Below are 13,168 nucleotides of genomic sequence, written 5' to 3'. Positions count from 1 at the left end.
CTAAACCGCCACTGTTGCAGTAGAGGCTTTATGTTTTGCGATACGCTCATTTATCCAATCGTCTATATCAGATTCAAGCCAAGCTACACGGCGTTCAGATAGGCTTAAACATAGTGGAAACTCGCCCTTTTTCATCATGGCATAGATAGATGATGGGGCTAAACCAGTTTTGTTTTGGACTTCTTTACAACGGATAAGACGTCTATTTTCTTGTTGCTGTTCTTTAGATAGATTCATCTAAACATTTTCCTTTTGGAAATGCCTAGACACAAAATAGGTAAGAGAATATGAGATACATATAATAAACAGATCAAAGATAGCGAGCGTAAAACTATTTAAGTCAGAGTAAACAGACTTAAATACCCCTTAGCAACAACATGAATAAGTTGGAACTATTGAGCACAGATCAGCATATTGTTAGTCATCAGCCTTAAAAACTGACTGCAAATAACAATAAGCTGTTTACACCACTGCATTATTTGTATTAAGATGACAACTAAATACAAATAGCCGTATTTTAACCTAATACAAATAATCGTATTTTAATCTGTTTTTACATCTCTAAGTCCTTCTTAGTTTTGTGCCTGTCACGGCAGATTTAAAATATAGGCACTGATAGTTCTCGCTACCAATGCCAAACGAAAAGATCAAGCATTGGCGTGCTTGGTCTTTTTTCTTGAATACTAAAAACACTCCTCAGAACCAACTAGAACTAAAGGAATGAATTAATACTCTTTGAACTTTTATTTTACACACATACATCGCTATTTCCACCAAATGACTAATAAATTATTTGATTAATTCAATTTTTTTTCATGTAATCATTAAAAAACACTACGTTTGGCTCAAAAATTACACTAAATATAAAATCACTCCACTTTTGCATAAGTTCCATACGCTCCTTTCTGTACTCAGATTTGTTATATATCCCTCGAACACCAGTCATTACATGGTTAAGGCATTTCTCTATGGCATCAGCATTAAAGCCTTGCTCATTTAAATGTGTGCTTGCTGTGCGTCTAAGGTCGTGAATCGTAAACGGTGGTATATCTGTCAAAGCCAAAGCACTTTTTTGAGCTGTATTAAAAGCATTATGGCTGATGTGTGTTCCACGTTGCCGACCCACAAATACATACGGCTCATTGCCTGCAATCGTCTTTAGCTCATTCAGTATTTCAATGATTTGATCCGATAAGTATACGACCATCTCACGGCTATAGCCTGTCTTGCTGTCTGCCTTCGTCTCAGGTACTAACCACTCTCCCTTTTCAAAGTCGATATGCTCCCATTTTGCACGTAGCAGTTCAGACTTTCTAAGTAGTGTTAACAATGACAGTAATATGCCTAGCTTTCGTGGTCGGTATATTCTTGAGTTAAAAAGGGTAGTGTAGAACGTTCGTATCTCACCAGTAGACAAGTAACGCTCTCTTGATCTTGCCTTAAATACATGGCGTGTCGGAATGGCTAGTACTGGGTTAAAATCAACTAAACCCAACGTCACAGCATAATCAAACATTCGCTTAAGCAATCCCTTTACCTGATTAGCAGAAGCATCATAACCCTGATCTTTCTTACGCCATATTGTGTCACGTATCTGTTCAATCTTGATTTCTTTTATCGGCAAGTGACCAATCATTGGGAATATATCGTTATGTAGATACATAAACATATTCTTAGGGTTCTTTCGATCTTTTTTAATCACATCGTTGTAGTAGCGTTCGCCGTATTCAACAAATAAAATAGATTTAGAGTAGCCATTATTAGTTTTTTTCTTTTCGTGTTGTGGTGAGATGCCTTTCGCAATTTTAGTTGCATTCTCGTTGCGGATTTCTCTTGCATCTTTTAAAGATAAGTCAGGATAGTTACCTATTGTTAAACGCTCTTGTTTACGATTAAACGTATAGCGATAAACCCATACCTTACGCCCATTCGGCTTTATATCAAGAAATAGCCCATTATTAAGCTTATCCTTAGCCATATATCGCTTCTCTTTTGGTTTTAAAGCGTCTATTTCTCTAGGCGTTCCGAATGTATAACCGTTATCTACTGGCATAGTCTCTTTAGTTTAATCATTTATATGAAAAAAATATTTTAGTTGCATTTAATATTTTATAAAAAAATATATCTATGCAACTTCATTGCAACTAAAAAAAGCATAGCACTAATTGAACTCCTTAGAAACTACTGAATATAAATAGACATAAAAAAAGCACTAAGTTACTATAACTTAATGCAATTTATATTATCACTGGAACTCTTTAGAACTCCTTGAATAACGCTAAGAAATTAAATTACTTTCCAATACAAAATGAACCAAATATTTTACCCAAAAGGTCATCTGCACTGAAATCACCCGTAATTTCACCCAATGCATTTTGAGCTAACCGTAAAGACTCTGCAACCAACTCACCAGCCGAATAATCTATGAGTTGTTCATGAGCATCAGCTAAATATGCTTGTGTACGTCTCATCGCATCTAAATGGCGTGTTCTGGCAATAAAACTATCTTCTTCAGGCTGAAAACCTGCATGTGTAGTCATCACATCAACCAATGCCTCAATGCCTGTCTGCTCTTTTGCGGAGAGACTCACATGTCTGTAGCCTTGATAATCTGTCAGTAATGATGTTTGCTGTGCAAGATCTGCTTTGTTGCCCACAAGAATAAGTCGTTTAGGGCCTTGGGCTTCTTTAAAATAATGTTGTGCGAGGGCAAGTGGGTCATCATTTTCATTTAAGTCATAGACCAATAATAATAAATCAGCTTGATTAATTTCTTTTACCGCACGGCGAATACCTTCTTTTTCAACCACATCTACAGTTTCTCGTAGACCTGCTGTATCTGTCAACGTGATAGGTAGCCCATTTAAAACAATTTTTTCATGTAAAATATCGCGCGTAGTACCTGCGATATCGGTCACAATTGCACGTTCATGACCTGCCAATGCATTAAGTAAGCTCGACTTACCTGCATTGGGTCTACCTGCAATCACAACCTGTAAGCCCTCACGTAATAATTGGCCTTGCTTCGCCGAACGTTGTACTGCTGTGACAGCATCTTGTACACCTTCTAGCAAGTTTAAAATTTTTCCATCTGCTAAGAAATCAATTTCCTCTTCGGGAAAATCTATAGCAGCTTCAACATGTAAGCGTAAGTGAATCAGTTGCTCTAATACCTGATTAATCTTTGCTGAAAATGTGCCTTGTAGTGAACGCACTGCTGAACGTGCTGCAGCTGTTGATGTGGCATCAATTAAATCTGCGATTGCTTCAGCCTGTACTAAATCCATTTTGCCATTTTCAAATGCACGCATAGAAAATTCGCCGGCCTTAGCAGAAGTCGCTCCAAGCTCTAATACACGTTGTAGTAAAGCATTTTGGATGACTGGGCCACCATGGCCTTGCAATTCAACAACATCTTCACCAGTAAATGAATGGGGGAGGGCAAAGCAAATCAGCAAACCCTCATCTAAAATTTGCCCTTGAGCATCATAGAACTTTCGAAAAGCCGCCATACGATTACGGGGCAGTGTTTGCTGTGATAGTTGCGCTGCAATACCATATGCTTTAGGTCCAGATAAACGAATCACCCCAACTCCGCCACGACCAGGTGGAGTAGCAATAGCAGCAATTGTCGTTTGATGATTCATATTCTTCGCCTTTCACATCTTTAATCGTAAAAAATCCGCCTAAGCATATCATCTTAGGCGGATTCATTCAGCTAAACCAAGTAGAAGCGCTTAATTTTCTACCGTTTGCTCACGTTGCTTTTTCACACTTTTTGCAATAAACCATTGCTGTAAAATGGTAATACTGTTGTTTACAATCCAGTAAAGTACTAAGCCTGCTGGGAAAAACAACATAAACACCGTAAAGATAATTGGCATTAAACGAAATACTTTGGCTTGCATTGGATCATTTGGCTGTGGGTTCAGTGTTTGCTGAACATACATAGTCACACCCATGATTAAAGGTAAAATAAACCAAGGATCCATTGCCGATAAGTCTTGAATCCAACCTAACCACGGTGCATGACGCAATTCCACGCTTTCCATCAGCACCCAATACAATGCTAAGAAAATTGGCATTTGTAAAAATAATGGTAAACAACCCGCAAGTGGATTTACACCTTCACGTTTATAAAGTGCCATCATTTCTTGAGAAAAACGCATGCGGTCTTCGCCAAACTCTTCTTTCATACGTTGCATTTCAGGTGCAATCGCACGCATTTTTGCCATAGAACGATAGCTTTTTGCAGACAATGGCCACAAAATCATTTTTACGACGACTGTAAGTAAAATGATTGACCAACCCCAGTTTCCAACAAATTTATGGAACGTCTCTAACCCTAAAAATAAGAGTTTTGCAATTGGCCATAACCAACCGTAATCGACTGTTTGGTTTAAACCAGCTGCTAAATCTTTTAACTCAGATTGAATTTTAGGGCCAGAGTAGAATGTTGCATTCACTTCCATAGATGTACCTACAGGTACATTAATCACAGGAGAAGTGAAACCAATAATATTCATTTGGTCTGCTGACTTACGAGATTGTAAGTCTGCTGTATATGGCTTACCTTCAGCTTGAGTAAGTTTTAATGTACCAGGAATCCAAGCACTTACAAAATAATGTTGTACAACAGCAACCCAACCACCTTCTGCTTTTTGGTTAAGTTTTTCATCATTAAAGTTACTAAATTTTAACTTATTATAATGCTCGCTTGGTGTACCCCAAGCACCACCTAAATATGTACCGAGTTGGAAAATACCTTGACTTGTTTTACCCGGATCAACGGAGTCATCTCTTTTTATTTGACCAAAAAATTGACCTTGCCAGTTTTGTTGACTACGGTTAATAATTTTATAATCGACTAAAATTGGATATTGACCTTGCGTAAAGGTATACGTTTTAACAATTTCTACGCCTGACGGTGTTTTGTAGACCATAGGGACTGTTAAAACTTGTGATACTTTCCCATTCGATGATGGGTTTACTTTCATATCACTCAGTGAGTAACTGTCTTTTTCCACTTCAAACTGTGGACGACCAGCTGCATTACTGTCTGGACCATTAATACCAATCAAACCTGACTGTGCAACATAGGTACGATTTTTATCGCTTTCTAACATTACAAAAGGTTGATCGCTACCTTTAGCTGAATCGTGGCTTAATAGTTCAAGGCGTACAATATCTCCACCTTTTGGATTAATCCACAAACGATATACATCAGTTTGTACAGTAATGAGTTTTTGGTTATTCGCTGTTTTAGTTTCAGCACTAGGCTGAGTAGCCGTATTAACTGCCTGTGGCACATCTGTTGTTACAGTTGCTGTATTTTGGCTGTTTGGCAAATCGGCTGACACATCATTAGAAACAACAGCGGCCGTATTAGGTGTTGCTGTGTTTGCATGACCATAGTCTTTTTGCCAAGCCAAAACGAGTAGATATGCGGTGACTAACATTGCCCCGATAATCGCAAACCTCGCCCATTGTTGCATAGCTATGACCCCAAGTGGTTAAAGTAGAGTTGATACATAAAATGCTCACGAAAGGGTACGACAACGTGATGCACTTGACAATGAATTTGCTGAAACGAAATATAACGAATATGGGTCGAAGGCACAGGATCATAGCCACTACCACCCCATGGATGACAACGGCAGATCCTCTGGATCGAAAGTTTACCACCACGCAAAGTACCGTGCGATGCTAATGCTTCGATTGCATATTGAGAACAAGTAGGAATAAAACGACATCTAGGTCCAATAAGCGGACTCATTACGATCTGATAAAAACGAATAAACCAATGTAAAATACGCGCCATTGGAGATTCTACTTTGAAGGGGAAGCAATTGTATCTTGTCGCTTCTTTGCTAAGCGTTGTAATTTAGACCATGCAGATTGAAGTTGTTGATGTAATTCTTCGTTACTTATTGCTTCAATTCCTTTTTTAGGCATGATAACAATGTCTAATAAACCGAGATTTTTTTGGTTTAAACGAAAGCTTTCACGCGCTAAACGTTTAACCCTATTTCGTTCATGTGCCCGACGAACCTTCTTTTTTGCAACAATAATACCTAAACGGCTGTGATCTTGTTCAGATATATTTGCCAAAAAAAGAAAGTGGGGCTGATGCACTTTTAAAAGCGCACCATCGAATACACTTTTGTAGTCGGCAGCACAACGGATTCTAAACTTTGTGCTAAAGCTATAAAGCGTCATACCGTTAAAGCCGGATCAGTAGTGGTCATTATACAGTTAAGCTGTGACGACCTTTTGCACGACGACGAGCTAAAACTTGACGACCAGCTTTAGTTGCCATACGAGCACGGAAACCATGAACACGTTTACGCTTTAATTCAGATGGTTGGAAAGTACGTTTCATGTCGAAACTCCTAAGAATTGATCTATCTTAAAGGTTCGCGATTGTATGGTTTATCACCAAATTTGTCAAATTAAATTATTAAAATAAAATGAATAAATCTTTTGGATTGAAATTTTTAAATTCAAATATATGACTTGTTGTTATGAATTTAAATTCAAATTATCCACAGAAACTTAGCCCATTATATATAAATTCAAATTTATAAATTTAAATTTATTATTATTAGGACAGTGTTTTTCTGTGGAAAACAGATTTTTTATTATAAAAAACAGTAATTTAAATTGTGGATATGTGTGTTATTAAAGCTGTGTAAAAATGTGGATAAAAGCTAGCTGATTTTTATCCACAAAGTTATAATAAACTTATCCACAGACCCTTAACCCAATTTATTATTCGAAAAATCATTTCATTTTTTACTAGAATCTGTGGATAACTTGGTTAAAATATCTAACCCCGAATTTGGGGAGTGCACAACAATATGGGGACGTAATGAACATGCTTTGGACTGAGTGTTTGGCGAGGTTGCGACAAGAATTATCAGATAATGTGTTTGCAATGTGGATTCGTCCGCTCATTGCAGAAGAAAAAGAAGGAACCTTGTACTTATATGCACCTAATCCATATTGGACACGTTACATTAAAGATAATCATTTTGAACTGATTGTTATTCTAGCGGAACAGTTATCGGAAGGCAGAGTCCGTCATGTGGAAATACAAGTAGACTCAAGACCAGGTGCGATTTTAAATGCCAGTGAATCCCCAGCAACGACAACCGCTGCATTAACGCCACCACAAAATAGCTATCAAAAAAAGCCTATAGCATCAAAAAAGGTAAAAGAGTCTGAAGTAGCAATTGTTAATCCACAAAAAAATAATAAACGAAGACAGCTCAACCCATTATTTACTTTTGCCTTGTTTGTTGAGGGGCGGTCGAACCAAATGGCTGCTGAAACATGTCGAAAGGTGTTGACTTATCTCGGTGAGTCTCAGCATAACCCTTTATTTTTATATGGTCCAACAGGGTTGGGGAAAACTCATCTCATGCAGGCTGTGGGCAATGCGTTGTTGCATGCTAAGCCGAATGCACGTGTGATGTATATGACCGCTGAAAATTTTGTACAAGATTTTGTGAGTTCTTTACAGCAGGGCAAAGTGGATGAGTTTAAACGTAATTGTCGCTCTTTAGATTTATTGTTGGTTGATGATATTCACTTGTTGGCAGGTAAAGAAGCCAGTTTAGTTGAGTTTTTCTATACGTTTAATGCCTTACTTGATGAGTCGAAACAAATTATTCTTACATCTGACCGTTATCCTAAAGAATTAACTGAACTAGATGCACGTTTGGTTTCGCGTTTTTCTTGGGGGTTGTCTGTAGGTGTTGAGCCACCAGATATTGAAACACGTATTGAAATTTTGCTAAAAAAAGCAAGTACTATGCTAGTAGATTTACCACGAAACTGTGCTTTATTTATGGCACAGCAAGTCGTTGCAAATGTGAGGGAATTAGAGGGTGCATTGAATAAAGTGGTTGCTATGGCGCGTTTTAAGGGTACTGAAATTGATTTAGAAGTAGTGAGAGAGTCACTTAAAGATGTTTTAGCAATTCGAGCAAGAAATATTACGACTGATAATATACAGCGTGTGGTCAGTGAGTATTTTAGAATACCTATGAAAGAATTGACCGGACCAAAACGTACACGTGTTTATGCTCGACCTCGCCAATTGGCAATGGGGCTGACGCGCGAGCTAACCGGCAATAGTTTTCCTGATATTGGTATGTCGTTTGGTGGTCGAGATCACAGTACGGTTATGCATGCATGCGAAAAAGTGATCAGTCTTCGTGGAAGTGATCCAATTTTTGATGAAGATTATAAAAATTTAATGCGTTTATTACAAAGCTAAAGTTTCATTATTCAGTCATTACTAACGCTATTGCATGGTAAAATCACATAGACGCTATTGTGTATTTTTTAAACAAAATATAGGGTATAAGAGGATATATATTGTGCATTTGAAAATTGCTAAAGAAAGTTTATTGAATGTGTTATCACATGTGGTTGGTGTTGTTGAGCGCCGCCATACACTCAATATTTTATCAAATGTGAAAATTACTGCGACACAGCAAGCTTTAACCATTACTGGTTCAGATTTAGAAGTAGAACTGGTTGCGAGCGTTCCTTTTGCTGAAGGCGCATGTTTAAAAACAGGTGAAACGACATTGCCTGCACGTAAAATTATGGATATTTGTAAGTCACTTCCTTCGGCTGCATTGGTTGATTTACAAATTACAGATGACTTACGTTGTATTTTAAAATCAGGCAGTAGTCGTTTTGTACTTGGTACACTTCCTGCAGAAGACTACCCATTATTAAGTACAGATGGTGTACAGGGAAGTCGTGTTGAAGTAGCCCAAAAATCGCTTAAAAGATTATTTGAAAAAACTGCATTTGCTATGGCGGTACAAGATGTCCGTTTTTATTTGACAGGTACTTTGCTTGAAATTGATGCAACACAACTTCGTGCTGTGGCTGTAGATGGTCACCGTTTGGCATTGGCTGAAACAGTAGCACAATCAAACTTAGATCAGCCATTACAAGCGATTATTCCCCGTAAAGCCGTGGGTGAATTACAGCGGTTACTGAGCTTAGATGAACAGCCATTGGTCTTATTTATTGGTCGTGAATTACTCAATATTAGTATTAATATTCCAAGCCGTGATAAAGAGCAGGGTGATGTTACAGTACGTTTTACCACCAAATTGATTGATGGTAAATTTCCAGATTATAAGCGAGTGATTCCACGTGGGGGGGATAAACATGTTACGCTTGCCCACGATGTATTTAAACAATCTTTACAACGTGTAGCGATTTTGAGCAACGAAAAACTCAGAGGCGTATTTTTAAACTTCTATACTGATACACTGAAATTGCGAGCAAATAATCCAGAGCAAGACGAAGCCAGTGAAGATTTGATGATTCAATACGATCATGACACCTTAGAGATGTCATTTAATGCACAATATTTGCTTGATGTATTAAATGTTCTTGATGGTGATGATGTACGTATGACTATGTCTGAGGCCAATCAATCTGTATTGGTACAAGACCCTGCTTACCCAGATCAAACGTATGTTGTTATGCCAATGCGTGTTTAATTTGAATTAATATCATGTATTTAGAACGATTACATATCGAAAAAATACGAAACTTAGAAACGGTTGTAATGAAAAATTTACAGCCGTTTACTGTTTTGTATGGTGTAAATGGGTCAGGTAAAACTTCTGTTTTAGAGGCGATACATATTTTGGCAACAGGGCGCTCTTTTCGTACGTATACGCCAAAAAACTATATACAACATCATGCACCTCATGCCATTATTTTTGCACAGATGCAGTCAGATAAAATAGGTATACAGAAATTTGCCTCTGGTGAACAGCTGATTAAAATTAATGGTGACCGTGTAGCAACTCAAGGTCAACTTGCGCAATTATTGCCATTACAACACATTGACCCATTAACTACAGATATTATTGACCATGGGGCAAAACCCAGACGAGAACTCTTAGATTGGTTAATGTTCCACGTGGAACCTAGCTTTTACCAAATTTGGTTGCACTATACCCGCACGCTAAAACAAAGAAATAGTATGCTAAAGCAACATAAAAAATTATCCATTGAGCAAATACAACCATGGAATAGCTTACTTGCTGAATATGGTGAGCAACTTCATTTGCAACGACTGGCTGTTTTCATGCAGTGGAAAGTTTTTTTTGAACAAGAGGTAAAAAAATTACTTCCCGATTTGGTCTTGAATTTAGACTATATTGCAGGATTTCAAACAGAGGTGGGGTTAGCGCAGTCACTTGAACATCATCATCATAAAGACTGCGAACGTCGTTATACCGAGTATGGGCCACATCGTGCAGATTTAAAGATAAAAACTGACCATGGCGATGCAGCAGATATGTTGTCTAGAGGGCAAAAAAAACTGCTTATAGTTGCTTTAAAACTCTCGCAAATTGCGATGCTTCATACGAGTGAGAAGGAAACTGTGGTATTATTAGATGATGTGACCGCAGAGTTAGATTGCGCTGCACAACAGCGTTTATTAGCAAGATTACATACATTAGGTAGTCAAGTATTTTTAACCACATTAGATGATGCGATCGTAAAACAACATTTACATGATCTATGTATATCGTACCAAATTTTTAATGTACATGCCGGTATTGTGCAGATGCAATCATCTACACCATCTGAGCATAAATAATATTATTTACCAGTAGGGAGACACCATGAGTTCAGAATCTCAATCTGCTTCTCAAACAGAACTAAATCATGAACACGCTTATGATTCTTCAAGTATCAAAGTTTTACGTGGTTTAGATGCGGTACGCAAACGACCTGGTATGTATATTGGTGATACAGATGACGGTACTGGCTTACATCATATGGTATTTGAAGTCGTAGACAATGCAATTGACGAAGCATTGGCTGGGCACTGTGATGAAATCATTGTCACGATTCATGAAGATGAGTCTTTGAGCGTGTCTGATAATGGACGTGGAATTCCAACAGATATTCACCCTGAAGAAGGGGTCTCTGCCGCAGAAGTGATTTTAACCATTTTGCATGCAGGTGGTAAATTTGATGACAACAGTTATAAAGTTTCTGGTGGTCTGCATGGAGTAGGGGTATCTGTAGTGAACGCACTATCGAGCCAACTACAACTGACCATTTATCGTCAAGGACAAATTCATCAGCAACAGTATGCACATGGTGTACCTCAGTCACCTTTGAGTGTTATTGGCACAACAGAGCAAACTGGCACAATGGTTCGCTTTTGGCCGAGTGCCGACACGTTTACTCAAACCATTTTCAATGTTGAGATTTTAGCAAGACGCCTTAGAGAGCTTTCATTTTTAAACTCGGGCGTAAAAATTGTACTGATAGATGAACGTGTTAACCTTAAATATAACTATGATTATGAAGGTGGCTTGTCTGAGTTTGTGAAATATATTAATGAAGGCAAAACACATCTGAATGATATTTTTCACTTTACTGCTGATTCAGAGCAAGGTATTACGGTTGAAGTGGCATTACAGTGGAATGATTCATACCAAGAAAATGTGAAATGTTTTACTAATAATATTCCACAAAAAGATGGTGGTAGCCACCTTGCAGGTTTTCGTGCAGCACTCACACGTGGTTTGAATAGCTATTTAGATAAAGAAAATATTCTAAAAAAAGAGAAAGTCACAGTGTCTGGTGATGATGCAAGAGAAGGTCTGACCGCGATTATTTCTGTGAAAGTGCCTGATCCTAAGTTTTCATCACAAACGAAAGAGAAATTGGTTTCAAGTGAAGTCAAGCCTGCTGTAGAGCAAGCCATGAATAAATCATTTTCTGAATACTTACTTGAAAATCCAGCGGCTGCTAAGTCTATTGCAGGGAAAATTATTGATGCAGCCCGTGCACGTGACGCAGCGCGTAAAGCGCGTGAAATGACACGCCGTAAAAGTGCATTAGATATTGCAGGCTTACCTGGTAAATTGGCAGATTGCCAAGAGAAAGACCCTGCACTGTCTGAGTTGTATTTGGTCGAAGGTGATTCAGCAGGTGGTAGTGCTAAACAAGGCCGTAATCGTAAAATGCAGGCCATTTTGCCACTGAAAGGGAAAATCTTAAATGTTGAGCGTGCTCGTTTTGATCGTATGATCTCGAGCCAAGAAGTCGGTACACTCATTACTGCACTTGGCTGTGGTATTGGGCGTGAAGAATATAACCCAGATAAGTTACGTTATCATAAAATTATTATTATGACCGATGCCGATGTAGATGGTTCACATATTCGTACTTTATTGCTGACCTTCTTCTTCCGTCAAATGCCTGAGCTGGTTGAGCGTGGCCATATTTATATTGCACAGCCACCATTGTATAAGTTGAAAAAAGGCAAGCATGAGCAATATTTAAAAGACAATGAAGCATTAGAAACATTTTTGATTTCAAATGCAATTGATGATTTGTCTTTACATATTAGCCATGATGCGCCTGCAATTACGGGACAAGCACTTTCTACCGTAATTAAAGATTACCAAGTGGCACAAAAAAGTTTAAATCGTTTGACCATGCGTTATCCTGCAACAGTGCTTGATGGCCTATTAGCGATAGACCCTTTTATTATTGATCAAAATCATGATAAAAACTATGTAGAAACATGGGCCGAGCAGTTAAAACAGCATGTTGTGGCAATGCAAAGTAGTTTGCGCCCTGAAATTACGTTGGTTGATTTTGAGCGAGAAGATGAGCATGGTGCAAAAACAACCCATTACTGGCCACGTATTACAGTGTATGTACATAATTTGCCACAGCAGTATTTGCTAGATGCTGGAATATTGGCTTCCGCTGAATATGCAAAACTCTTAAAAAATGCAAAAAGTTGGTTTACTTTACTAGAAGAGGGGGCTTATCTGATTAAGGGTGAGCGCCGTATTTTGGTCAATACTTTTCATGATGTTTGGCATAATATTCTGCAAGACTCACGCCGTGGTATGATGATCCAGCGTTATAAAGGTTTGGGTGAGATGAATGCAGAGCAGTTGTGGGATACAACAATGGACCCTGAAAATCGCCATATGCTACAAGTCAAAATTCAAGATGCGATTGAAGCTGACCGTATGTTTAGTTGTTTGATGGGCGATGATGTTGAACCAAGACGTGCATTTATTGAAGAAAATGCACTTAATGCAGACATTGATGCATAATTAAAATACAGCATAAAAAAGGG

Annotated in this window: 11 protein-coding genes; 4 read left to right on the top strand and 7 right to left on the bottom strand. The window is 38.2% G+C overall.

Annotation, left to right across the window (positions count from 1 at the left end; translation table 11 throughout):
- The 7 genes from BLS38_RS12060 to rpmH form a co-directional block, all read right to left on the bottom strand.
- Entirely contained in the window at nt 1-237 is a 237-nt protein-coding gene (locus BLS38_RS12060; RefSeq protein WP_092749945.1) for a helix-turn-helix transcriptional regulator, read from the bottom strand.
- 565 nt (nt 238-802) lie between these two features.
- Entirely contained in the window at nt 803-2,053 is a 1,251-nt protein-coding gene (locus BLS38_RS12055; RefSeq protein WP_092749943.1) for a tyrosine-type recombinase/integrase, read from the bottom strand.
- 238 nt (nt 2,054-2,291) lie between these two features.
- Complete coding sequence (gene mnmE, locus BLS38_RS12050) at nt 2,292-3,647, bottom strand: tRNA uridine-5-carboxymethylaminomethyl(34) synthesis GTPase MnmE (protein WP_092749941.1); 1,356 nt, start codon at nt 3,645-3,647, stop codon at nt 2,292-2,294.
- A gap of 90 nt (nt 3,648-3,737) precedes the next feature.
- Complete coding sequence (yidC, locus tag BLS38_RS12045) at nt 3,738-5,495, bottom strand: membrane protein insertase YidC (RefSeq protein ID WP_092749939.1); 1,758 nt, start codon at nt 5,493-5,495, stop codon at nt 3,738-3,740.
- Between the two features lie 2 nt (nt 5,496-5,497).
- Nucleotides 5,498-5,821, bottom strand: coding sequence for a membrane protein insertion efficiency factor YidD (gene yidD / locus BLS38_RS12040; RefSeq protein ID WP_092749937.1), 324 nt, complete (start codon nt 5,819-5,821; stop codon nt 5,498-5,500).
- An 8-nt stretch (nt 5,822-5,829) separates the two neighbouring features.
- Nucleotides 5,830-6,219, bottom strand: coding sequence for a ribonuclease P protein component (gene rnpA, locus BLS38_RS12035; RefSeq protein WP_092749935.1), 390 nt, complete (start codon nt 6,217-6,219; stop codon nt 5,830-5,832).
- Between the two features lie 28 nt (nt 6,220-6,247).
- On the bottom strand, nt 6,248-6,382 hold the full coding sequence (gene rpmH / locus BLS38_RS12030) for a 50S ribosomal protein L34 (RefSeq protein WP_000831329.1): 135 nt from the start codon (nt 6,380-6,382) through the stop codon (nt 6,248-6,250).
- A 495-nt stretch (nt 6,383-6,877) separates the two neighbouring features.
- On the opposite strand from rpmH, the gene dnaA reads away from it, so the two are divergent.
- The 4 genes from dnaA to gyrB all read left to right on the top strand — a co-directional run bounded on the left by dnaA (nt 6,878) and on the right by gyrB (nt 13,145).
- The gene (gene dnaA, locus BLS38_RS12025) at nt 6,878-8,284 is read left to right on the top strand and encodes a chromosomal replication initiator protein DnaA (RefSeq protein ID WP_092749985.1); all 1,407 of its coding nucleotides are present in this window, start codon (nt 6,878-6,880) and stop codon (nt 8,282-8,284) included.
- Between the two features lie 103 nt (nt 8,285-8,387).
- Nucleotides 8,388-9,536 carry a DNA polymerase III subunit beta gene (dnaN, locus tag BLS38_RS12020; protein ID WP_092749933.1) on the top strand — a complete coding sequence of 383 codons (1,149 nt, stop codon included), beginning with the start codon at nt 8,388-8,390 and terminating at the stop codon, nt 9,534-9,536.
- A gap of 14 nt (nt 9,537-9,550) precedes the next feature.
- Nucleotides 9,551-10,651, top strand: a complete 1,101-nt coding sequence (gene recF / locus BLS38_RS12015) for a DNA replication/repair protein RecF (protein ID WP_092749931.1) — start codon at nt 9,551-9,553, stop codon at nt 10,649-10,651.
- A 25-nt stretch (nt 10,652-10,676) separates the two neighbouring features.
- On the top strand, nt 10,677-13,145 hold the full coding sequence (gene gyrB / locus BLS38_RS12010; RefSeq protein WP_092749929.1) for a DNA topoisomerase (ATP-hydrolyzing) subunit B: 2,469 nt from the start codon (nt 10,677-10,679) through the stop codon (nt 13,143-13,145).
- The last annotated feature ends 23 nt before the right edge of the window (nt 13,146-13,168 follow it).

It is taken from the genome of Acinetobacter boissieri, from assembly GCF_900096955.1.
Lineage (GTDB): Bacteria > Pseudomonadota > Gammaproteobacteria > Pseudomonadales > Moraxellaceae > Acinetobacter > Acinetobacter boissieri.
The sequence above is the reverse complement of the archived record's forward strand: the minus strand, read 5'-3'. Positions and strand labels throughout refer to the sequence as shown.